The following is a 22,930-nucleotide window of genomic DNA, read 5'->3' on the forward strand; positions in this document are numbered from 1 at the left end:
GCCGGGACGGGAGCGATCGGGTGCGGCAACGAAAAGCTGCGCACCGCGCGCGACGGCGTCGCCGCCAGCGCCAGCTTGCGCTAGGTGAAGTAGCGATCTCGCGCCACAAGCACGATGTCTGGCCTGTTTTCGTCCAGCACAAATCCCCACCGGCTGGTCAGGCGTGTCGGTCTGTCCGAGGATCAGCTCGACCGCTATCCGCACGAGTTCTCGGGCGGCCAACGCCAACGCCTCTGCATCGCGCGGGCGCTAAGCCTGTCGCCGAAGATCATCGTCGCCGACGAGCCGGTCTCGGCGCTCGACGTTTCGATCCAGGCGCAGGTGGTCAACCTTTCCTATCTCTTCATCTCGCACGACATGGCCGTGGTGGAGCGCATGAGCCACCGCGTCGCGGTGATGTATATGGGCCGGATCGTCGAAATCGGTCCCCGCGCCGCGATCTTCGAAGACCCGCGCCACGACTATACGCGTGCGCTGCTGTCCGCCGTACCCAATCCCGATCCGTCGGTGCGAAGGCTCGCCGCTCCGGCACTGACGCAATTGCCGTCACCGATCCATCCGGTGGGATACATGCCGCCCGCACAGCGATACACAGAAGTCGCGCCCGGCCATCTGGTACTCGCTGCCTAAGCCCTGTTCCGGCAGAGGCGGAATGAGGCGAAGCGTGAATACAGCGGAAGCCTTTTGAACGCCGGCATTAGGAATAAAGCTCCCGCGCCGCGGGCCTCGGTCAAACCATCCCAACATCCTCATGGCTAGCATGAAGTGCCCAGTCGCCCGGGCAGAAGCGATCGCGGGCAAAGTTGTGCTGGTGCCAGTACGGATAGATGTAGGCCGGGCGGCTCGCCATGTTGAGCCTGTTGAGCTCCTCTTCACCGAGTTTCAGGTCGACGGCTGCGATGTTTTCCTTGAACTGCTGTTCGCTCAGGCCGCCGACCACGAGGGTCGAAACAGCCGGACGCGAGAGCGTCCAAGCGAGCGAGACCTGGGCGACCGACACGCCACGGTTTCTGGCGATTTCCTCCAATACGTCGACAATCGTCCAGAGCCGCTCCTCATCGCGGATCGGCGGCTCGGTCCAGCCGGCGGCTTGGCGCGATTCGGCGGGCGCCCTGTCGCGAGTGAAGGCGCCTGAAAGCAATCCGGCGGCCAGCGGGCTCCAGACCATGACGCCGAGACCCTGGTCCACCGAGATCGGCAGGAGTTCGTATTCAGCCTCGCGCGCCTCGAGCGTGTAGTGGATTTGCTGGGTGACGAAACGCGGCAGGTTTTTTGCGTCAGCGACGCCCAGCGCTTTCATGATGTGCCAGCCAGAATAGTTCGAGCAGCCAATGTAGCGGATCTTGCCTTGCTGCATCAACGTATCGAGTGCCGAGAGCATTTCGTCGACCGGCGTCAGCCCATCCCACTCATGCATGAAATAGATGTCGATGTGGTCGGTTCCGAGCCGCTTCAGGCTCAGTTCGCATTCCCGGATAAGATGGTAGCGTGAGGTGCCTTCGTCGTTCGGCCCGTCACCGATGCGCATGCGCGCTTTCGACGAAATGAGAACGCGGTTGCGTTTTTCTCCCAGCGCCTCCCCAAGAATCTCCTCCGAACGGCCCAGCGAATACATGTTGGCTGTATCGAAGAGGTTCACGCCGCCGTCGATGCAGATGTCGACAAGCCGCCTGGCCTCATTCACGCCCTGGCTGGCGACCTTGGAAAAGCCACCGACGCCACCGAACGAGAAGGTGCCCATCGCGATGGCCGAGACCTTGAGGCCGGAGCGTCCTAGCGTCCTGTATTCCATGGTTCTTACTCCCGAGAATAGGTTTGATATGGTCTGTCGTGGTGGTTCCGCCCAGCAGCGCTTCGGCCGCGAGTGGACGGAAGCGCGTGGCCAGATCGGCAGCGCTGTGGATGAATGCGATCTGCGGTATGGGAACGCCTCCTCGTTCCGCCACCCCGCAACTCAGTCCGCAGGCAGCTTTGCCGCAACTTTCGGGGCGCGGCGGCTGATGGGATGGGTCGCGCCCCGCTCGTGGCTTGCGCGCAGCACCAGATCGGCACCGACCAGGATCTTCACCGGTGGCTGTGGCTCTGCGGCGCTGATCAGGTCGTCGAGCATTGTTACGGCGAGATAGCCTATCTTGCGCTTGGAGACTTCGATCGTCGACAGTCCAGGCTCCATGGTTGCGCTTTGCGGCAAGTTGTCGAACCCGATGATCGAGACGTCATCGGGGATCGCGACGCCGTGCTCCTTGAGCGCCCGAATGAAACCGTAGGCAATAATGTCATTGGTGCAGAAATAGCATTCGGCAAGGTCAAGGCCGTCTTCGAGCAGCGCGCGGGTATCGACATAGGCACCGTCATATGTCGACTCCACCGACAGCACGTCAGCCTCGCGCACCTTAAGGCCGAGCCGCGCCATGTTGGTGAAGAAGGCGTCACGCCTGAGCCGGAAATTGGTCGTGTCGACATGCGAGGCGACGAAGCCGATGCGCTCGTAGCCCTGCTTTTGAAAACGGGAGAGCACCTTGTGCACCGCATCCTCGTTGTTCATGTCGACGAAGTTGGCGTCGACCACTTGGTAGAACGTGTCGATGAATACGGTCGGAAGGCCCAGCCCCTGGATCAGGCGGATGTCAGCCTCGCTGAGCTCCGTGCCAAGGGCAATGACGCCGGCTATGGGCGCCCCGGCAAGCGACTCCGCCACGGTGCTGATCGGCTGCCCCTCGAAGCTCACGACTTCGAGTGTGTAGTTGCGCCGTGTGGCCTCGGCCGACATGCCGTCTATGTAGTCGGAGATGAAAACGCTGTGATCCCGGTTCACGGTGTGGCCATGCTTGGCGATTTTCAGGAAGCGCAGTGTCGCTCCCGGCTCTGAGCCGCTTTTCGATACGCGCGGCACGTAGTTGAGGCTTGCGACTGCCTCGAGCACACGAGCCCGCGTGACGCCGGAAATGTCACCCTTTCCGTTAAGGACAAGCGAGACCGTGGCCGGCGATACACCTGCCGCACCTGCAATGTCCCGGATCGTCCGTGTTTTCTTGCCCTTCATGCGTACCCGAATGGCCCCCAATTTATGCTGCGGCTGCAGGAAAGTTTAGTAAACGTATTCGCTTTGGCTCGCGAGAGGTAGGCCAAAACCAAACCGTTCACAAGAAGGTTTCAACGATAACGGGCTTGCGTTGGCTAATTTGCTTTGCTAACTCTTTACTAAAGCTCGCGCTTGTTTACTAAACATGGGAGGAGACCATGCAGAAAGCCGGCGGGCAGCTGGTCATGCTCGTTGCGATCAATGGCCTGCTGCTGGTTCTTGGCGCCGTGATTTCCGGCGGCTCTTTTCTTTCGCTGTTCAATCTCCAGTCCATGGCGAGCCAGCTGCCGGAAATAGGTCTGCTGGCCATTGGCGTCATGCTTGCCATGTGCGCCGGCAATGGCGGCATTGACCTTTCCGGTATCGCGCTTGCGAACCTTTCCGGCGTCCTTTCAGCCGTGATCGTCTCGGCCTTCATTTCGAGCGGGGAAAGCGAGGCAGCCTTCAGCCTGGCGTTCATCTTCGGCGCATTGGCGATTGGCTTTCTGGGCGGCGTGATCAACGGTCTTCTGATCTCGAAGCTGAACATCACTCCCATCCTTTGCACGCTCGGTACGCAGATGGCGTTCATGGGGCTCGCGATCGTTGTTTCAGGTGGCAAGGCCGTGATGGTCGGCAGCCCGGCGCTGCTTTCCAGCATCGGCAACGACATGTTTCTCGAAGTGCCGATCAGCTTCCTGCTCTTCGTGATCGTAGCCGGCCTGATTGCGGCCGTTCTGAAGTTTACGCCCTACGGGCTGTGGTTGATGCTGATGGGCACCAATCCCAAAGCCGCGGTCTATGCCGGCTTCCCGAAGACCGGCGTTCTGGTCGCGACCTATGCGATCAGTGGCCTGCTTTCCGGACTGGCAGGCATCATCATCGCCGCGCGCAACGTCAATGTGAAGTTCGATTATGGCAGCTCCTACCTGCTGATCGCGATCCTCATCGCGGTCATGGCGGGGGTGAAGCCCGAGGGTGGCTACGGACGGGTGGTCTGTGTGGTGCTGAGCGCGGTGGCGCTGCAGCTGATGTCCAGCCTTCTCAACTTCGGCGGACTCTCGAATTTCGTGCGCGACTTCGCCTGGGGCCTGCTGCTTCTCACGTTCCTGGCGGTCGGTCGATACGACCTCACGGGCTTCCTGTTCCCCGGTATTCGCCAGACGGTTTCTTCGGTGCCTGTCCCTCACGCGCCGAAGCAAGACAACTGAGGGATATCTAATGTGGAGGAGAGAATGAAAACGCTATCCAAGAAGTTTCTGGCAGGCACCGCAGTTGCGGCAGCGATGCTCACCGGTTCGGTCGGCGCGCTCCTGGCGCAAGATAAGCCTGTCATCGCCACCGTGGTGAAGATCAGCGGTATCCCGTGGTTCGACCGCATGAGCACTGGCGTGCAGGCTTTCGCTGAGGCGAACCCGGATGTTGTCGCGAGCCAGAGTGGTCCGGCAACTGCGGATTCCGCGCAGCAGCTTCAGATCATCCAGGACCTCGTTGCGAAGGGTGTCAGCGCACTCGCTGTCGTGCCGATGGATCCGGCCGTTCTGGAAGGCACCCTCAAGCGCGCAATGGAACGCGGCATCGTGGTGGTGACGCATGAGGCCGACAACCAGATCAATACCCAAGCCGACGTCGAGGCCTTTGACAATGCCGACTATGGCGCAGCGCTCAACGAACGCCTTGCGAAATGCATGAACAATGAAGGCAAGTGGACAACCTTCGTCGGTTCGCTTGGCAGCCGGACGCACATGCAGTGGGTCGGCGCTGGCGAGGAGAACGCCAAGAAATACTCCGGCATGCAGCTCGTCGATCCGAACAATGAATCGTTCGACGACGCCAACGGCACCTATGAGAAGGCCAAGGAGATCCTGCGCAAGCATCCGGACATCAAGGGCTTCCAGACTTCCGCGGGCAATGATGTGCTCGGTGTCGGCCGGGCGATCGACGAAGCCGGTTTGTCGGGCAAGATTTGCCTGGTCGGCACCGGCCTGCCGAACCCCTCGGCCGACCTGCTCGAAACCGGTGCGATCACCGCAATCGGTTTCTGGGATCCTCAGAAAGCCGGCATGGCGATGAACGCCGTCGCGAAGCTCCTTATCGAAAAGAAAGAACTCACGGACGGCATGGACCTCGGCGTTGAAGGCTACAACAAGGTAGCGGTGAAAAAGGGTGCGGGTGAGGGCCTGCTGATCATCGGCAATGGCATGGTCCTTGCCGACAAGGCTACCTACAAGGACCACATGTTCTAGTAGCCCTCCCAGGCCGGACGGGGCGCTATCCGAAAGCGCCCCGTCCGTCAGTTCACGAAGGATTCCGACGTGTCGGCAAAAGAACACAGCGAGCAAGGCACCGGCCCGTTCCTGGAGCTCAGGAACATCCACAAACGGTTCGGTGGCGTGCATGCCCTTCGCGGCATATCCCTGACGCTCGAACTCGGCGAGGCCTACCATCTGCTAGGCGAAAACGGCTGCGGCAAGAGCACGGTGATTAAGATCATGTCCGGAGCGCTGGAGCCGAGCGACGGAGAGATCGTGCTGGATGGTCAGACCTTCTCTTCGCTTTCGCCTATCCAGTCGCTGGCCACCGGCATCGAGACCGTCTACCAGGACCTCTCGCTTCTGCCGAACCTGACGGTTGCCGAAAATGTTGCGCTGAACGAGCAGCTCGTTGGCGCGAACGGACGCCTCGCACGGCTCTTCGACCGCTCCCGCCTCAGGCAGACCGCCGAAAGGGCGCTTGCCATGGTCAGCCTGCCGACCGATCGTGCTTTCCTCGGTACCACCGTTTCCGACCTGCCGCTCGCCACGCGCCAGCTTGTCGCCATCGCCCGTGCGATCGCCACCCGGGCGAAGCTGGTCATCATGGACGAACCGACGACGTCGCTCACCCGCCGGGAGGTCGATAATCTCATTCGCGTCGTCGAGCGCCTCCGCTCTGAAAACGTTGCCGTCCTGTTCGTGACCCACAAGCTCGATGAATGCTACCGCATCGGTGGCGATGCCATCGTCTTTCGCGACGGCCAGTGCGTGGCCCAGGGGTTGATTGAGCAATACACGAAGAAGGAGCTCACAGAGCTGATGACCGGCCGATCGATCGGTTCTGAACGCTATCGGACGGGCAAGCCGGCGGAGGCAGAACTCTTCGCAGCGTCCAGCCTCGTGGCGCCCGGTGTGCACGATATCAGCTTCACGGTCCGCAAGGGCGAAATCCTCGGGATCACCGGGCTTGCGGATTCAGGCCGCAACGAACTTGCCATGGCCATCACCGGCATTGAGCCCGCCAGCGGCGGCACGATCTCGGTTGACGGGCGCAAGGTTGCGATCCGCCGCCCTGCGGATGCGATTGGCCATGGCATCGGCTATGTGCCGGAGGATCGCCTCGCCGAAGGTCTTTTCCTCGACAAGTCGATCTTCGAGAACGAGATCGCGCTGATCCTGACTAGGCTCAGCAACGCATTCGGCATCATCGACAAGAACAAGGGTCGTGCCATTGCCGCGCGCCTTTCCGAGGAGATGCGCCTCAACACGAAGAACCTCGACCTGCCGGTCGGGGCTCTTTCCGGAGGCAACCAGCAGCGCGTGCTGATCGGCCGTTGGCTCAGCATTGCGCCGAAACTCCTCGTGCTGCACGGTCCGACGGTTGGCGTCGACGTCGGCTCCAAGGACATGATCTATCGTGCGATCCAGTCTCTCGCCGAAGCCGGCATGGGTCTTGTCATCGTCAGCGACGACCTGCCGGAGTTGCTGCAGAACGCCGATCGCATACTGGTCATGAACAGTGGCCGTGTCGTCGCTGAATTCGAAGCAGAGCGGGCGACCGAGGACCAGGTTTACAAGGCCATGCTAACCTCGGAACTGGAGGCCGTCCAATGAGCACTTCACGGATCGACGGGCTCTCCGAAAACACATCCCGGTCCTTCAGCCTGGGCGAACTCGTGCGCAGAAGGCCGGAATCGATCACCTTCATGCTGCTGGTCGCGATCTGTGCGATCGTCGCGATCGTTAATCCCGCCTTCCTGCAGCCCTCGACGCTCATCGACATCGGCCGCGCAAGCGTTGTCATGGGCCTCTTCGCGCTAGGCGTCTTCATCATATTGGCCGCTGGCGGTATTGACGTCTCGTTCACGGCGATTGCCGCCTTCACCATGTATTCGTTGACGGTGCTGGTGTTGAACCACTTCCCCGGCATGCCGATGGCGGTAATCATGCTGATCGCAGTCGCCGGCGGCGCGCTTCTCGGCATCATCAACGGCCTGCTCGTCCATCACCTGAAGGTTCCGTCGCTGATCGTCACGATTGGCACGCAATATCTGTTCCGCGGTTTCCTGCTCTCCTTCATCGGAACGGTGTGGATTATGTCGCTGCCGCCGCAGATGGGCGCCTTTGGCCGGATGCCGCTCTTCCAGTTCGAATCCGCCAATGGCGCGCTCGTAACGCTGCCCGTCTACTTCCTGATCCTGCCGATTGCGGCGCTCGTGACCTGGTGGATTCTGAACCGTACCCTGATGGGGCGGGCGATCTTCGCGGTCGGGGGCGATGCCAATATAGCAAGCCGTCTGGGCTATAATTTGCGCACCGTGCACGTCTTCCTGTTCGGCTATGCTGGGGCATTGGCTGGCCTTGCCGGCATCATCCATGTCTGCGCAAACCGGCAGGCCAACCCCTTCGACCTGGTCGGAACTGAAATCAACGTGATTGCTGCCGTCGTGCTCGGCGGTGCGCGGATAACCGGCGGCACCGGCACGGTTCTTGGTACCATCCTCGGCGTGCTTCTGATCGTCGTCATCAACAGCGTTCTGGTCATGGTCGGTATACCCAGCACTTGGCAACGGCTGGTCGTGGGCAGCTTCATCCTGCTTGCCGCCGCCTTCTTCGTCACGCGCCAGCGCAAGAAATAAGCCCTTACCCAAAGAGGACCCTATGAAGAAGTTTTTGAACGACCCGGTCAATTTCGCCGACGAGATGCTGGAGGGCATATACAAGGCGCATCCAGCCGTCACCTATGTGGCCGATGACAAGCGTTGCCTCGTCACGAACAAGCTCAAGGGTGGCAAGGTCGGGATCGCTACCGGCGGCGGCTCGGGGCACCTGCCGTTGTTCCTCGGCTATGTCGGCGACGGCATGCTCGATGGTGCCGCCGTTGGTGGTGTCTTCCAGTCGCCCAGTGCCGAGCAAATGTACCAGGTAACCAAGCATATCGATCAGGGTGCCGGCGTTCTCTATATCTACGGCAACTACAGCGGCGACATCATCAATTTCGACATGGCCGCCGAACTGGCTGATCTCGACGGCATTCAGGTCAAGCAGGTCGTTGGCAATGACGACGTTGCCTCTTCCGTCGTCGGCGAGGAGCACAAGCGCCGTGGCGTCGCCGGCATATTCTTCGTCTACAAGGCTGCGGGAGCCGCAGCAGCCGAGGGACTGTCGCTCGATGAGGTGAGCCGCCTGGCAGACAAGGCGCGCCTGAGAACCCGAACCATGGGCGTCGCCCTTTCCAGCTGTGTCGTGCCGGAAATCGGCCACGCGACCTTCTCAATCGGCGAGGACGAGATGGAGATCGGCATGGGCATCCACGGCGAGCCCGGAATCAGCCGCAAGAAGCTCGCACCGGCCGACGAGGTGATCGACGAGATGATGGAGCGTATCTTCGCCGAACAGGACTATAGAAAGGGCGATGACGTGGCTGTCCTTGTCAACGGTCTTGGCGGTACGCCGATGGAAGAACTCTATATCCTCTTTCGTCGTGTCTCCCAGCTTCTGGAATTGCGCGGCGTTACGGCGAAGCACGTCTGGGTCGGCGAATTCGCCACTTCCATGGAGATGGCCGGCGCTTCCGTCTCGATCCTGCATCTCGACGAGGAGCTGGACCGGCTGGTAGCTGCGCCTGCGAACACCCCCTTCTTCAAGCATGTCGCGGGTTGAGGCAGGCCAATCATGGATAAGATCACGGCTTCCGATATCATCCGGCTGTTCGACGCATGGAAAACGCTTTTTGCCGAAGAGCGCGAGTTTCTCATAGCGCTCGACGGCAAGGTCGGCGATAGCGACCTCGGCATCACCATGAGCAAGGCCTTCGCAGCTGCCGCCGAGGCGCTCCAAGGGGAAGGCGAGGTGGCGGGTATCGCAAAGCTGCTCCGTACCGCGGGCGCTACCATGGCCCGCACGGCGCCGTCCACGATGGGAACCCTGACGGCGACCGGATTTTTGCGCGCGAGCAAGGCGGTCGAGGGAAAGGACGCACTCGGCACTGCTGAAGTCGCCGCCTTCTGGCGCGCCTTTCGCGACGGCGTCGCCGAGCGCGGCAAGGCCAAAGTCGGCGACAAGACGTTGCTCGATGTCCTCGATCCGATAGCGATGACCCTCGACGAGCAGGCAGAAAGGGGGGCGTCGTTGGCCGAGGCTCTGGCCGTAACGGCGGCTGCGGCCGAGCGCGCGCTCAAGGCCACGGAAGCCATGCTGGCACAGCACGGCAAGGCAGCCGCCTTCCAACAGAAGACGATCGGCCTGCAGGATGCGGGAGCGACCGTTGGTTATTTCCTGATCATGCGGATGGCTGATTTTGTCGCGGAGACCTAGCAGCTAGGTGGCTCTAACGTTCCGGCAATCCGGCCTCGACCATTGTCTGGCGGAGTTGCTTGCTTGCCTCGAGAAAAATCGGACTGACATTCTCGGTGGGTGATGCGACGTTGAGTGCCGTCGATCCGGGCCGCAATTCCAGGGCTTTCGCCATAGCCGCGCTTGCCTCGTCCGGTCGGCCGAGGCGCTGATAGGCCGAGGCCAGCAACATGTAAGGCCGCCCCGATGCCGGCGTGATGGCGATTGAGCGTTCCAGCCAGCGCACTGCTTCTTCGTTGTGGCCCATGAACAGGTTGGCCCATCCTATGCCAAGCAGCCAGGTCCAGCGGGAGACCACTGGTGTGTCGAACCGATCGGCCTGCTTGAACGTTACCAGGGCGTCCTCGAAGCGCCCGAGATGAATCTGCGTGAGACCCAACTGGTAAAGAGCTGACCCATTCCACGGTGCGAAGTCCAGAACCTCCGCGCAGGCGACCAGGCTTTCTATGAAGTTGTTGGTCGCGGTGAGGAAGCGGCAATAAGCTTCCAGCACGGGAATGTATCTCGGCTTGGCACGCAATGCGTTCTCCAGCAACGATCTGGCATTGCTCTCTGCCCCAGCGCTGTCGGCCGGACCGTACCAGATCATCTGAATCCCGCGCGTCTGAAGGGCGGCAAGCGCGACTTGCAGATCGACATTGTCGGGTTCGCCGGCAAGCGCGTTCTCCAGCATCGTTTGCGATGCCAGAAAACGTTCCCGCGAGGTTTGGTTGATCGAGGCTGCAGCCTGTTCGATGACGACTTTTGCGTTGCTGCCGCCGGTGGCGGTGCCGGCTTCCAGAAGCGCATTCAGGCTACGCGTCAGCGTGTCGCCGACCCCTGCAGCAAGCCGCGATTGCAGGAGTTGCGCGTCCGGCTCATCGATCCCTAGCGAAACGGAGGCGACCGACTGGACCTCGCCGGTGGCGGCTTTGATCACACGCGCCTGCAGGACCCAGGATTGCTGGTCTTTTTGCAATTCCCCCTGCAGCACGAAGTCGGATTGCGTTGAAGAGGGGGATGCCTGCACGGATTTGGCCGCTGTCATGCCCGATCGCGGCGCCACCACGCGGATATTGTCGATTTTGGCCAGGCCGTTGATCAGGCGCTCGGTTACCCCGTTGGCTATCACCGCCGCCGTACGGTCGTCACTGGCGTGGACTATCGGCAGCATCGCGATTGTCGGCGCTTCGTGCTTGAACAAGAGGTCTGGCGCAAGGACTGCGATGGCAAAGCCGATGATAGCGCAAAGCGCTGCCCCGGCGGCGATTGCCGCCGGGCTGCGCAGGCCGAAACGAAATCGTCGTCTTTGCCCGGCTATTTCAGGTTCGAAAGCCGTGTCTGCTATTCCTTCGCTGTCCTCGGCGGCAAGCGTCGGTTCCGTCTGCTCCGAAAAGGCGCTCGGCCGGCCTGATACCTGGGCCTCAAACAGATAGCCTCGACCGGAGATGACCTTGAGCAACTGCCGCTGATCATCTCCGAGGGCGGTACGAATCTCACGAATGCACTGGAACAGGCTGTCTTCGCCGACATGGATGTTCGGCCAGACCGTCTCCATCAGTTCCTGCTTGCTGACGATGCGCTGGGCATTGGTGACAAGTAAATGCAGCATGGCAAAAGGCTTCGGCCGCAGCCGTATAGGCTCGCCCTCGGGACCACGCAGCTCGGCACGCTGCTGGTCAAGCTCAAAGCCGGCAAACCGGAGCACTATATCCCCACCCCATATTAGGGACGGTGCAAATATCAGAAAAACTTCAGAATGTCATCATGACCCCTTCAGGACACCTTGCGCCTTTCATGGGATGGAAGTGTCGAGATTGCTACTTTGGGTAGTGATAACGCGGGGGAATCCACGTTGAGTTTAAAGGTGCTTGTGCGGAACCCGGCGCATAGGGCCGATATCGTTTGCCGGTTATGCGCCACCTCGGTGCCATTGCAGCAATCTCACTTGCTTTGGGTGCGTCGAGTCCCGGTCGCGCCCACGCCGCGGATTTCATATCTGGCGACTGATCTTCCCGAATCTTTGCAGTGCCACGTTCACCAAGCCTGGGCTGCAGTCAGGTGGTTGCATGTATAGCGGAACAGAATTGGCGAGTTTTAGGAACGTATCGACTTCTGGGCGAAGGAGGCTTTCAGCAGAACAGATTGTGGCCAATCCGGCGCTGTATGGATTCATACGACGGCAAGCGCAGACTATGCTGGCGAGCTTCAAGGCCGACCCCCGCTTGGGCTCCGTCTTCGCAACCCAGCAGCGGTGGCTGATGGCCCATGCGGCCCTTTCGCTGGTATTTAGAAGGGAGAGCCCTGAACATCGCGCCGAGACGACTGCGGCGCGAATCTTCGAACTGGTGGAGACGTACGGCATCGCCAGTCGCAACACTGCTGATACGTTTCTGAAGGAGTTGCTGCACTACAACATCATCGTTCATGCTCCATGCAGCGGCGACAAGCGCGTGCGTCTGCTGAGGCCATCAGAGTCTGCGTTGATCGTGCTCAACAACTGGATTGTGGCTCATCTTAAGACATTGGACGGGCTGGACGGCGGCCAGCGGTGTGTGACCTACTGGAGCAATCTGGGCGGTCTTTCACGCATCCAGCCTCTGATTGCCGACCGCCTCCTGTCCGCGCCTGAAGTGCGGCAACCGGAACAGACCTTCTCCCTTTTCACGTGGTTGAACAATGGCGGGGTGGTGATGGATTGGCTGTTCGGGGGAATTGATCCCGCTGACGCTACTGCCGATCGTATTCCGACAGGGGTATTGTCGATCAGCGATTTCGCAGATTTCCTGAAGCTCTCAAGGACACATCTTGATCGTAAGTTTCGTGAGGCCGAGCGGCTGGGCAGTCTCGGTTGGAGGGGACGCAGGGGCCGCTCGATGATGTGGATATCGAAAGATTTCCTTGAGGAGTATGTGACCGCTCAAGCAGTCAAGCTCGCCATAGTCGATGCAGCCTATGACAATTGCTTCGGTTCTCCGGTTCCTGGAATGGCCGAGAGAAGTTCGCGGGTGTAGCTGTGATGGGGGTCGGCGAACAGTTGTGAGGTGGGACGTATTTCGACGATCTCGCCATGCCGCATCACCGCCATGCGGTCGCATATCTGGGCAGCGACGTGCAGGTCGTGAGTGATGAAGAGCATGGCCAGATTGAGCCTGGACTTAAGCTCTTCCAGAAGCTTGAGAACCTGAGCCTGGATCGTAACGTCGAGGGCGGAAACCGCCTCGTCGGCGACCAGAACGTCCGGCTTGAGCGCGAGCGCGCGGGCAATGCCGACACGCTGGCGCTGACCGCCGGAGAATTCATGCGGCAGGCGATCGGCGGCGCGGGCGTCGAGGCCTACAAGTTCCAGAAGCCTTTGTGCCTCTTTAAGCGCCTCGGTCCGTGACAGGCCATGCGCCATTGGTCCGTCGGCAATGCTGAGGCCGATCTTGCGGCGTGGGTTCAGCGATGCGAAGGGATCCTGAAAGACCATCTGGATGCGGCTGCGCTGGCGGCGCAATTCCTCGCCGCGCAAAGCGCTGAAGTTTTGCCCTCCCAGTTCCACCGCGCCGCCGTCGGCATCGATGATGCGCGTGACGAGCCGCGCGATCGTGGATTTGCCGGAACCGGATTCGCCGATGAGGCCGAGTGTCTCCCCGCGATGGATAACGAAGCTGACATCCTTGACCGCATGGACGAGACGGCCGGAGCGGAACAGGCCGCCTTTCGGCGCGTAGGTCTTCGTAAGCCCGGTGACGGAACAGGCGACCGGGGCCGCATCCTGCGAGGCCCGCTCGGGAGGAATCTCGGAAGGCACCGCCGCCAGAAGGGCTTTCGTATAGGGATGAGAGGGATGTTTCAGGACGTCCATGACAGTGCCTTGCTCGACGAGCACGCCCTTTTGCAGAACCAGCACGCGGTCGGCAATGTCGGCGACCACGCCGAAATCGTGGGTGATGAAGACCACCGCCATGCCGCGGCGCTGCTGGATATCGCGGATCAGGCGCAGGATCTGGGCCTGCGTGGTCACGTCAAGCGCGGTCGTGGGTTCGTCAGCGATAAGAAGGGTCGGTTCGAGCGCAAGCGCCATGGCGATCATCGCGCGCTGGCGTTGTCCGCCGGAAAGCTGATGCGGATAAGACCTGACGATGCGTGCTGGGTCGGGTAGCCCGACCTCGGCTGCCAGCGAGATGGCTTTCGCCGTGCGCTCCGCCGGGGTCAGCAGGTCGTGGGCTTCGAACACCTCCGCAATCTGCTCGCCGATCCGCATCGCCGGGTTGAGCGCTGTCATGGGCTCCTGGAAGATCATTGCAATGCGCTGGCCGCGCAAGGCGCGCATCTGTTGCTGGTCGATCTTTGCGAGATCGATGCCGTCAAAGAGAATTTCGCCGCGCTCGATGCCTATGGGCTTGGGCAGCAGGCCCATCAACGCCTGCGCGCAGAGCGACTTGCCGGACCCGGATTCGCCGACAACACAGAGAAATTGCCTTGCCGGAAGGTCGAAGCTGAGATCGACAAGAGCATACTTGCGGTCACCGCCTTCAGGCAGCGTCAGGGTCAGGTTGCGGATAGAGACGACATTTTTGTCTGTCATGGCGAAGTTTCCTGTGGGCGTCGCGTTCAATAGCCGAGCGCTATGCCGTCCTTGCGGTGGTCGGAAGCGCCGAGCAACACGCCGCGTTCGTGGTCGATCCAGATGGCCTGGCAGCCGCCAAGGGGTTCATCCACCCATTCGGTTACATGTCCGCGCCGCTCCAGATTCTGCTTTATGTCGGCTGGAATGGTTGGCTCCAGACCAAGCTTGCCGTCGAACCAGAAACTGCGAGGCTGGTCGGAAGCCATCTGCACGTCGTATCCGCGATCCAGAACCTGGGACAGGATGTGCGCGTGTCCGGTCGCCTGATACTGGCCGCCCATGACGCCGAACGACATCACGGTCCGGCCACCCTTCGTCACCATGCCAGGGATAATGGTGTGGAACGGCAGCTTGCCCGGACCGATCGCGTTGGGATGGCCTTTATTCAGCGAAAAGCCCGATCCGCGGTTCTGCAGCAGGACGCCCGAACGGGGCGCGTAGATGCCACTGCCGAAGGCGAAAAAGATCGAATTGATGAGCGAGATGGCGTTGCCGTCCCGGTCGACGACGGTGACGTAGACCGTATCCTTATGCGTCGGCCCGTCCCACGCATCGGCGGGCGTCGCCCGTTCAAGGCTGATCTGATCGCGTATCTGCGCGATGGAGGGTTCGGACAAGAGCGCGTCGATATCGAAAGTCGTGTGTGCTGGATCGGCAATCAGCTGGTTTCGCAAGGCATAGGCGGCTTTGGTCGCTTCCGCCAGAAGATGGATGCGGTCGGCCTCCGTCAGCTTTGCGTCCTTGAGGGCGAAGCCGTCGAGAATTCGCGCAATGACAAGAGCGGCCAGCCCCTGGCCGTTGGGCGGGCACTCAAGCAGATCGTGATCGCGGTAACGGGCCGAAATTGGAGACGCCTCGAAGGCTTCGTAATCGGCAAAATCGGATTCTTCGTGAAGTCCGCCCAGCGCCTTGAGAGTCTCGACGATCTCGGCGGCGACATCTCCATGGTAGAAGGCTTCGCGGCCGTTCCTGGCGATGTTGCGCAAGGTGGTTGCCAGTGCGCGGTTGCTGATGCGCTCGCCGGTTATCGGGGCACGGCCCTTGGGCAGGAATTGCGCTGCCGAGGCCGGGTATTTTGCAACGCGATCGCCATAGCGTTCCCAGTCGAGCGCGACACGCGGGGTGATGCAGAAGCCTTCTTCTGCGGCTTCGATGGCCGGCCGCAGCACCTGCTCCATGTCGAGGGCGCCATGCGAGTTTATGAGCTTGCACCAAGCATCGACAGCGCCGGGAACGGTCACGGCGTGCACCGATCCATCGGGAATGACGTCAAAGCCGGCGTCGAGATAATAGTCGAGCGCGGCCGCGTTCGGCGCGCGACCGGAACCGTTCAGCGACACCGGCTTGCCGCCGGCCGGAGAATACATGGCAAAACAGTCGCCGCCGATGCCGGTCATGTGGGGGTCGATGACGCTTTGCAACGCGACTGCCGCGACTGCCGCATCGATCGCATTCCCGCCGGCACGCAGAACATCGATCGCCACTAGGGTCGCCTGCGGATGGGAAGTCGCCGCCATGCCCTTGTCGGAGATCGTCACGGAACGTCCGGGCTTCATGAAATCGCGTTCGAGCATGATTACAACCTTGTCAGGACTGCTGATGGCGCCGCGCCGTATGCGGCGTTGTCGCAGACGATCGTTACGTTCGGGTGGAGCTGCAGAAAGGATGCGGGACAGGCGTCGCAAACCGGGCCGTTGATTGCCGCATCAAGCGCTGCGGCCTTGGCCGCGCCCGTGGCAAGAAGAACGATCTCACGTGCTTCGAGTATCGTTCCGATGCCCATTGTAATGGCGTGACGAGGCGGTGTTTCGCCGACCGGAAAATCCGCCCTATTGGCCTCGATCGTCATGGTTGAAAGCTCTACCGCACGGGTACGCGACATGGGGGTGGAGCCGGGTTCGTTGAAGGCGATATGGCCGTTCCGGCCAATTCCGAGCAGTTGCAGATCGATGCCGCCGGAAGCCGAGATAGCCGTTTCATAAGCTTTGGCCACGGCCTCGAAATTGGGTGCGCCGCCGTCTGGCAGGTGGTAATTGCTCGGTTCGATGTCCACCTTCGAGAAGAGCTTCTCGCGCATATAGGCGCTGAAGGAAGAGGGGTGGCCGTTGGGCAGGCCGCAATATTCGTCAAGATTGAAGCTCGTGACGCGCGCGAACGAAAGCTTTCCGTTGTTGTAGGCGGCCACAAGGCGGTCGTACACGCTTTTCGGCGAATTTCCAGTGGCAAGGCCCAGGACGATATCCGGCCTGGCCGATATGGCCACCTCGAAGCGTCTCGCAACTTCTCGCGCGGCTGCTTCGGCATTGGTGCTGACGATGATTTTCGGTCGGCTGAGAATGCTGGACATCACGCTCATACGCGGTGCTCCACTTCCGAAGCCGGGGTGCCGTCGAGGGCAAGTGTCGGGACTTCGAACAGAATTTCGCGCAGACGGTCGAGCGCCGTGGCGATCGTGCCGAAAAGGCCCGCGCGGCTGCCAAGCCTGCTGATGGTGCAGTCCACCGGGTCCGGCATGCAGCGGGCGAGATGATGGACGACGCGGTCGACCAGTTCGGCGCGCGCGCCGACACTGCCGCCAAAAATGATTTTTTCCGGATCCAGAACCGCCGCCACCGCCAGGACCGACTGGGCCAGAGTGCGCGCAACTTCGTCGATCGTCGCGATTGCGATTGGGTCTTCCTGAACGACGCGGTCAAAAATGTCGCGCACGCTGAGATTGGGCTGCCCTCCGAGGCATTCATAGCGCGCGCAGATCGCGGCGCTTCCGATGGCTGATTCCAGCGCACCGGATTTGAAGGTGCGCGCATCATAGGGATCGGCACCGATCGGCAGCGTCGAGACTTCGCCGGCTGCTCCCCGCGCGCCCCTGACGATCTTGCGTTCGTTGATAATGCCCATGCCGATGCCGGTTCCCAGAGCGACAAAAACGAAACTATCCGAACTGCGTCCTTCGCCGAGCCATTGCTCGCCCTTGGCTGCCATGTTCACGTCGTTGCCGGCGACGATCTGAAAGCCGACCCGAGCACCAAGCTCCTTCTCGAAGGCAAGCTGTTCGAAATCCGCAATATTCGGGACCATGATGAGGCGTTTGGTGCGCGGATTGAAAGCGCCTGGGATGCCGACAACTCCAACGCGGATGGTTCGCGTATCCACGCCTGCACCCTCCGCCAGCGTCGTGCTCAGACGGGCAATCTGGTCGATGACGTGCATGCCGCCTCGGGGATCGGTTGTCTCGACGGTTTCGCTGACGATGCTGCCCGCCATGTCGGCAAGTGCCGCGCGGATCTTGGTGCCACCGAGGTCGACGCCGAGAACCAAAGTCCGCCGCGCGTTGATCTCATAGTTGACGGCGCTGCGACCGACATTGCCCTGAGTGCGCCCTGTTTCGCGCAGCCAGCCGCCTTCTTCCAGTTCGCGCACGACCTCCGACATCGTCTGCTTGGAAAGCCCTGTTACGCGCGCCAGTTCAGCCCGCGAAATCGGACCCTGGTCCCAGACGGCGCGCATTACGGTGCGCAACGTCGTTTGTCTTGCCGTGGAGGAAGTGTCGTTCATCTGTTATGCCATTTTAGTCAACTTACCGAACAAATTATAGGTAACAGGGGCGTCGTCAAGTGTATTTCTCGGCATATTTTGACAAGGAAACTGTCAAAATGTCGCATATACCCGATAATTAGTCCGGTAGCTTTACAATATCAAATTGCTGTGCTTGGATCGCTGGGTAGGGAATGTAATTTCGGGCGTAATGACGCCGAATGGAGAGGCAGAATGAGAGTTTCCAAAAGGCTGTTGGTAGCCGTTTGTGCGTTGGCGATGGGCGCCGGATCCGTAAGCGCGGCAACGCTGCGCGTCGGTATGCAGGACGATCCCGATGCGCTGGACCCGGCAACCGGCGGCACCTATGCCGGGCGCATTGTCTTTGCCGCGCTTTGCGACAAGCTGGTCGATATCGATGCCAACCTGCAGATCGTTCCGCAACTGGCGACCGAATGGAACTGGAGCGAAGACAACACCGCGCTCAACCTGACCTTGCGGTCAGGTGTCACATTCCAGGACGGCACTCCTTTCGATGCTGAAGCGGTGAAGTTCAACATCGAGCGCATGCAGACGAAGGAAGACTCGCGGCGCAAGGGTGAACTGGCGCCGATAACCAACGTCGAGGTTATCGATCCGACGCATGTGAAGTTGCAGCTCAGCGAGCCTTATACGCCGCTGTTGTCGGTGCTGACCGATCGTGCCGGCATGATGGTGTCTCCCACGGCTGCCCGGTCAAGCGAAGAATTCGCTGCCAACCCGGTTTGCTCGGGCCCCTACAAGCTCGTCGAGCGTCGCGCCCGAGATGTTATTCGTCTTGAGAAATATGATGGCTACTGGAACGCGCAGAACATCGGTTACGATGCTGTAGACTATCTCTACATCCCCGATTCCACCGTGCGCCTCTCCCGCTTACAGGCTGGTGATCTGGAAGTAGCCGAGCGCATCGCACCCTCGGATCTTCCGGCCATTCGCGCAGACAGCACCCTTGCCTTGCACGCCGCCCCGGGGTTGGCTGTGACGCATCTGATGATCAATGTCGGCAAGGGCGATTTCGCCAAGACGCCGATCGGTCAGGAACCGCGCCTGCGCAAGGCTCTGGAGCTTTCGCTGGATCGCAACGTCATCAATCAGGTGGCATTCGGCGGCGAGTTTCTTGCCGACAATCAGATGATCCCTCCGTCGAGTGCCTTCTACAGCACGAGCCACTCCGTTCCCCCGCGGGACCTGGATGCCGCCAAGGCGCTAATCGCCGAAGTTGGCGGCGGCGCTCCCAGGTTGGAAATCACCTATGAGAACTCGCTGTCGGACGGCCGCGTTGCGCAGATCGTGCAGTCGCTCGCCGGTGAGGCCGGTTTCGAGGTGACATTGCTGCCGCTCGAGACTGCGTCCGCCATCGAGCGCTATCTGGCCGGTAACTTCCAGCTCTACATCGGCAACTGGAGCGGACGAGCCGACCCGGACCCGACGCTCTATGCGTTTTACGGCAGCAAGGGCGGCCAGAATGTGAATGGCTATAGCAATCCAAAGATGGACGAGATTCTGCTTGCCGCTCGCAAGGCTTCGGATACGGAGGCCCGCAAAGCGCTGTATGCGCAGGCGACCGACCTGTATCTCAACGAGTTGCCGACGATTCCGCTTTATCATCCGAACTGGTTCTATGCAGCGCGCGCCAAGGTTGGCGGCATAGAGATCTATCCGGACGGAATTCTGCGCCTGGCCGGTCTGAAGCCTGCTGAATAAGGGCGAGCCTTTCGACGAGAGGCGTCCGGACCGGTTCCGGGCGCCTCGGAGTTTTCAACCTGCAAGGCCCGTTCGAGGTCCATCCATGATTGCCTTTGTGCTTCGACGGTTCGCTGTCGCCATCCCGACATTGCTGCTGGTCTCCGTGTTGGTTTTCGGGCTTCTCAAGCTGTTGCCCGGCGACCCGGCGCTTGCCCTTGCAGGCGAAGAGCGCGACCCCGCGGTGATCGAATTCCTGCGGGCGAAATATAGCCTCGATAAGCCTATCCCCGTTCAGTATGCGCATTGGCTCGGCGGCATCCTGCAGGGCGATTTCGGCCTTTCCATAAGGACGCGGCTGCCCGTCGGCGAAATGATCGTCCAGAAGCTTCCGGTGACCATCCAGCTTTCGGTCATGGCGATGATCATTGCTTTCATCGTCGGCATACCGGCAGGCGTTCTGGCCGCTATCAAGCGCGGTACGCCGATCGATTACGGCGTCAGCATATTGGGGCTGGCCGGCCTGTCTGTGCCGAGTTTCTGGCTCGGCATAATGCTGATCCTGTTCTTCGCCGTGGGGCTGGGATGGCTGCCGTCGGGCGGCTATGTCGGCTTCTTCGAGTCGCCGATTGACAATCTGCGCTACACGCTGCTGCCGAGCATCGTCCTTGGCACCGCCGCTGCCGGCATCGTCATGCGGCATACGCGCAGTTCGATGCTGACCGCTCTCAGGCAGGACTATGTGCGAACAGCGCGTGCAAAAGGGCTGCGAGAATATGTCGTCGTGACGCGGCATGCGCTGAGGAACGGGCTCGTTCCAGTCGTTACGACCAGCACGCTGCATCTGGGTGAACTGCTTTCGGGCGCGGTGCTGACCGAACAGGTCTTCGGCATTCCTGGCTTCGGCAAGATGATCGTCGACGGTGTCTTCAGCCGCGACTACGCCGTGGTGCAGGCGGTGGTGCTGTGCGCGGCAGCGATGTTCCTGCTGATGAGCCTTATCGCAGACATTGCCTATCTCATCCTGAGCCCGAGGTTGCGCACATGACCACGCTCGATACGCCTGCGCCTTCCACTAGTCGCCGCAAGTCTGCCTTCCAAAGGTGCATCAGCCATCCAAGCACGATCATTGGCGGCTCGATCGTCGTATTCTTCGTACTGGTGGCGATTTTTGCGCCGCTGCTGGCGCCCTTCGATCCAAACCTCTCCGACTGGCTTTCCATACGCCAGGCTCCGTCGGCGTTGCACTGGTTCGGGACGGACGATCTGGGGCGCGATATCCTGTCCCGCGTCATTTTCGGCGCGCGGGCTTCGTTAATGGCCGGCGTCATCTCCGTTGCAATTGCAATCGCCATCGGCGTGCCGCTGGGGCTTGTCGCGGGCTACTTCGGCGGTGTCCTGGATATGGTCATTTCCCGGCTCACCGATGCGCTGCTGGCCTGCCCTTTCCTGGTGCTTGCCATTGCGCTTGCCGCGTTTCTTGGACCGAGTCTTGAAAATGCGATGATCGCCATCGGCATCTCGGCCATGCCTATCTTCGTCAGGCTGACCCGCGGTCAGGTGTTGACCGTCAAGACCGAGGATTACATCACGGCGGTCCGCGCGCTTGGCGTGCGCAACCGCAACATCATTGTCTCGCATGTTCTGCCCAACGTCCTTGCCCCGATCGTCGTACAGGGCACGATCACCATGGCAACGGCGGTTCTGGCCGAAGCCAGTCTTGCTTTCCTGGGATTGGGGCAACGCCCACCGGCTCCTTCGTGGGGAAGCATGTTGGACGTTGCGCGGCAGTTTCTGTCGCAAGCTCCCTGGATGGCCGTCTGGCCGGGTCTCGCCATCGTCGTCATCGTTCTGGGGTTCAATCTTCTTGGCGATGGGCTCAACGACGCGCTTGATCCACAACAGGACTCCTGAAGAAAATATCTCCCTTCACGAATTGTTGGAGCCGATCGGCGCATGCTTTGCCTTCACGTCGGGAAGATGAATTCTACGTGGCGGTCTACGCTAATGCGACCTCCTACGAAGTCCAGACACGTGCCATGAGGGGCATCACCATTAAGGTCTATTAGCTCATTAGAAATTAGCTAGTTTGAAAGTACTTCACCTCACTGATGTTATCAGTGAGGCATCCCTGTCATTGTGGTTGCAGATAAGACACAACAACCAGTAATTGCGTGGTTGTCATGTGATTTTCACGTTGGTGATGTTGTTCGAAAAGCGGCTGCTGGGTAATTCTGCAGTTGAACAAATCACAACCGAGGATCAGTGATGCGGAAGCTGGTGCCTATTGCATTTCTTGCTTTTCTAGGCGCATGCGCCAGCCCTTCTGATGGCCCTAGCGCCACCAATATTCGTAATGCCTCATTACCCAATTCAAACGAGAAGATTCCGGTTGTCGAACTTGCCGATGCGCCACTCGGCATCATGGGCGCGACGACGATGTCCTATGCATCGAACGACGCGGGACTGAGCAGCTTTCGATCCGGCGGCTATGTCGACAGCCGGCTCCGCCGCGGCGACGTGATCGATGTCACCATCTTCGATACGGGCGAGGAAGGGATACTTTCCACGACCAATAGCAAGACGCTCAATCTCGGCCGCTTTACGGTGGACGAGAGTGGCTTCGTCACGCTGCCTTTCGTTGGCAGACAACGTGTCATGGAGTCGTCGCCCGAGGCGCTCCAGTCAAGGATTGTCGCGGGTTTGAAGGGTTCGGCGGTCAATCCGCAGGCTGTGGTGTCGGTCGTTGAAAAGCCCGCCAACGGCATCACCGTGAACGGTAACGTGCGCGCACCGGGGCGCTTCCCGCTGACGGCCCGCAAGGAGCGCGTGCTCGATGCAATCGCGCTTGCCGGTGGCGCTTCCGGGGCGCCCGGAGGCACGACCGTCACCATCGTACGCGGCAAGCAGAGGGCAAGCGCTTCGCTCGATCGCATCATGGCCGACGGCCGCCAGAATGTTTATCTGTTGCCTGATGATCAGGTCATGATCGAAGGCGATTCGCCGAGCTTCATGGCTCTGGGCGCTTTCAAAAGTGCGGGCGAATTCGAGTTCGAGAAGGGCAAGTTGACGCTAGCCCAGGCGCTTGGCCGCGCCGGCGGATTGCTCGATGACCGAGCCGATGCCCGCAATTTCTACGTGTTCCGCAATCAGCCGGTCTATTCCGATGCAGCCTTCGCCACGGCGGGCAAGAATCCGGGCGCGCCATTCGTGACAAGCAAGCCGGTGATCTATCGCGTCAACCTGAAGGACGTGTCTAATTTTGCGCTCATGCAGCAATTCCAGGTTCAGGATGGTGACATCCTCTATGCGAGCAATGCGGGTCTCGTGGATGCGGCAAAGCTGATCACGGTCTTCCAGAAGAGCGTAGCGACGGCAGCAGCACCACCGCCGGGCGGCGGGAGCTGA

Annotated in this window: 18 protein-coding genes and 1 pseudogene; 12 read left to right on the forward strand and 7 right to left on the reverse strand. The window is 60.6% G+C overall.

The window, feature by feature from the left end:
* Positions 1-153: 153 nt before the first annotated feature.
* Positions 154-630 (forward strand): annotated as a pseudogene (locus tag BM413_RS33640) (ABC transporter ATP-binding protein); the annotation flags it as partial.
* Between the two features lie 100 nt (positions 631-730).
* Here the strand turns inward: BM413_RS33640 and BM413_RS19220 are convergent.
* The gene (locus BM413_RS19220) at positions 731-1,792 is read right to left on the reverse strand and encodes an aldo/keto reductase (RefSeq protein ID WP_091916003.1); all 1,062 of its coding nucleotides are present in this window, start codon (positions 1,790-1,792) and stop codon (positions 731-733) included.
* Between the two features lie 162 nt (positions 1,793-1,954).
* Entirely contained in the window at positions 1,955-3,043 is a 1,089-nt protein-coding gene (locus BM413_RS19225) for a LacI family DNA-binding transcriptional regulator (protein ID WP_091916005.1), read from the reverse strand.
* A 197-nt stretch (positions 3,044-3,240) separates the two neighbouring features.
* Between BM413_RS19225 and BM413_RS19230 the strand changes: the two genes are divergently transcribed.
* The 6 genes from BM413_RS19230 to BM413_RS19255 all read left to right on the forward strand — a co-directional run bounded on the left by BM413_RS19230 (position 3,241) and on the right by BM413_RS19255 (position 9,633).
* Complete coding sequence (locus BM413_RS19230; RefSeq protein WP_091916007.1) at positions 3,241-4,272, forward strand: ABC transporter permease; 1,032 nt, start codon at positions 3,241-3,243, stop codon at positions 4,270-4,272.
* Positions 4,273-4,296: 24 nt separating this feature from the next.
* Positions 4,297-5,307, forward strand: coding sequence for a substrate-binding domain-containing protein (locus tag BM413_RS19235; RefSeq protein ID WP_091916009.1), 1,011 nt, complete (start codon positions 4,297-4,299; stop codon positions 5,305-5,307).
* A gap of 69 nt (positions 5,308-5,376) precedes the next feature.
* Entirely contained in the window at positions 5,377-6,930 is a 1,554-nt protein-coding gene (locus tag BM413_RS19240) for a sugar ABC transporter ATP-binding protein (protein ID WP_091916011.1), read from the forward strand.
* Positions 6,927-7,955, forward strand: coding sequence for an ABC transporter permease (locus BM413_RS19245; RefSeq protein ID WP_091916013.1), 1,029 nt, complete (start codon positions 6,927-6,929; stop codon positions 7,953-7,955). The genes BM413_RS19240 and BM413_RS19245 overlap by 4 nt, the downstream gene beginning before the upstream one ends.
* A 22-nt stretch (positions 7,956-7,977) precedes the next feature.
* Positions 7,978-8,979 carry a dihydroxyacetone kinase subunit DhaK gene (locus BM413_RS19250; protein ID WP_091916016.1) on the forward strand — a complete coding sequence of 334 codons (1,002 nt, stop codon included), beginning with the start codon at positions 7,978-7,980 and terminating at the stop codon, positions 8,977-8,979.
* Between the two features lie 12 nt (positions 8,980-8,991).
* Positions 8,992-9,633 (forward strand): dihydroxyacetone kinase family protein, encoded by a 642-nt coding sequence (locus BM413_RS19255; RefSeq protein ID WP_091916018.1) that lies wholly within the window; start codon positions 8,992-8,994, stop codon positions 9,631-9,633.
* Positions 9,634-9,646: 13 nt separating this feature from the next.
* Here BM413_RS19255 and BM413_RS19260 read toward each other — a convergent pair whose 3' ends face one another.
* On the reverse strand, positions 9,647-11,359 hold the full coding sequence (locus BM413_RS19260; protein WP_091916020.1) for a winged helix-turn-helix domain-containing protein: 1,713 nt from the start codon (positions 11,357-11,359) through the stop codon (positions 9,647-9,649).
* Between the two features lie 361 nt (positions 11,360-11,720).
* On the opposite strand from BM413_RS19260, the gene BM413_RS19265 reads away from it, so the two are divergent.
* Positions 11,721-12,665, forward strand: a complete 945-nt coding sequence (locus tag BM413_RS19265) for a hypothetical protein (protein ID WP_091916022.1) — start codon at positions 11,721-11,723, stop codon at positions 12,663-12,665.
* On the opposite strand, the gene BM413_RS19270 is transcribed toward BM413_RS19265, so the two are convergent.
* The 4 genes from BM413_RS19270 to BM413_RS19285 are packed head-to-tail and all read right to left on the reverse strand — an operon-like array spanning position 12,605 to position 17,821.
* Positions 12,605-14,224: an ABC transporter ATP-binding protein gene (locus tag BM413_RS19270; RefSeq protein ID WP_091916024.1), complete on the reverse strand. Its 1,620-nt coding sequence runs from the start codon at positions 14,222-14,224 to the stop codon at positions 12,605-12,607. The two genes, BM413_RS19265 and BM413_RS19270, sit on opposite strands and share 61 nt — an antisense overlap.
* A 26-nt stretch (positions 14,225-14,250) precedes the next feature.
* Entirely contained in the window at positions 14,251-15,840 is a 1,590-nt protein-coding gene (gene ggt, locus BM413_RS19275; RefSeq protein WP_091916026.1) for a gamma-glutamyltransferase, read from the reverse strand.
* 2 nt (positions 15,841-15,842) lie between these two features.
* Entirely contained in the window at positions 15,843-16,622 is a 780-nt protein-coding gene (gene nagB / locus BM413_RS19280; RefSeq protein ID WP_091916028.1) for a glucosamine-6-phosphate deaminase, read from the reverse strand.
* Positions 16,619-17,821: an ROK family transcriptional regulator gene (locus BM413_RS19285; protein WP_091916030.1), complete on the reverse strand. Its 1,203-nt coding sequence runs from the start codon at positions 17,819-17,821 to the stop codon at positions 16,619-16,621. The genes nagB and BM413_RS19285 overlap by 4 nt, the downstream gene beginning before the upstream one ends.
* Positions 17,822-18,034: 213 nt before the next feature.
* Between BM413_RS19285 and BM413_RS19290 the strand changes: the two genes are divergently transcribed.
* The 4 genes from BM413_RS19290 (at position 18,035) to BM413_RS19305 (ending at position 22,930) form a co-directional block, all read left to right on the forward strand.
* Positions 18,035-19,543, forward strand: a complete 1,509-nt coding sequence (locus BM413_RS19290) for an ABC transporter substrate-binding protein (RefSeq protein WP_091916032.1) — start codon at positions 18,035-18,037, stop codon at positions 19,541-19,543.
* 85 nt (positions 19,544-19,628) lie between these two features.
* Complete coding sequence (locus BM413_RS19295; protein ID WP_091916034.1) at positions 19,629-20,570, forward strand: ABC transporter permease; 942 nt, start codon at positions 19,629-19,631, stop codon at positions 20,568-20,570.
* Positions 20,567-21,436, forward strand: coding sequence for an ABC transporter permease (locus BM413_RS19300; protein WP_091916036.1), 870 nt, complete (start codon positions 20,567-20,569; stop codon positions 21,434-21,436). The genes BM413_RS19295 and BM413_RS19300 overlap by 4 nt, the downstream gene beginning before the upstream one ends.
* Before the next feature lie 354 nt (positions 21,437-21,790).
* Positions 21,791-22,930 (forward strand): polysaccharide biosynthesis/export family protein, encoded by a 1,140-nt coding sequence (locus tag BM413_RS19305; RefSeq protein ID WP_091916038.1) that lies wholly within the window; start codon positions 21,791-21,793, stop codon positions 22,928-22,930.

Origin of the sequence: Mesorhizobium sp. YR577 (assembly GCF_900116595.1) — a bacterium.
Lineage (GTDB): Bacteria > Pseudomonadota > Alphaproteobacteria > Rhizobiales > Rhizobiaceae > Mesorhizobium_M.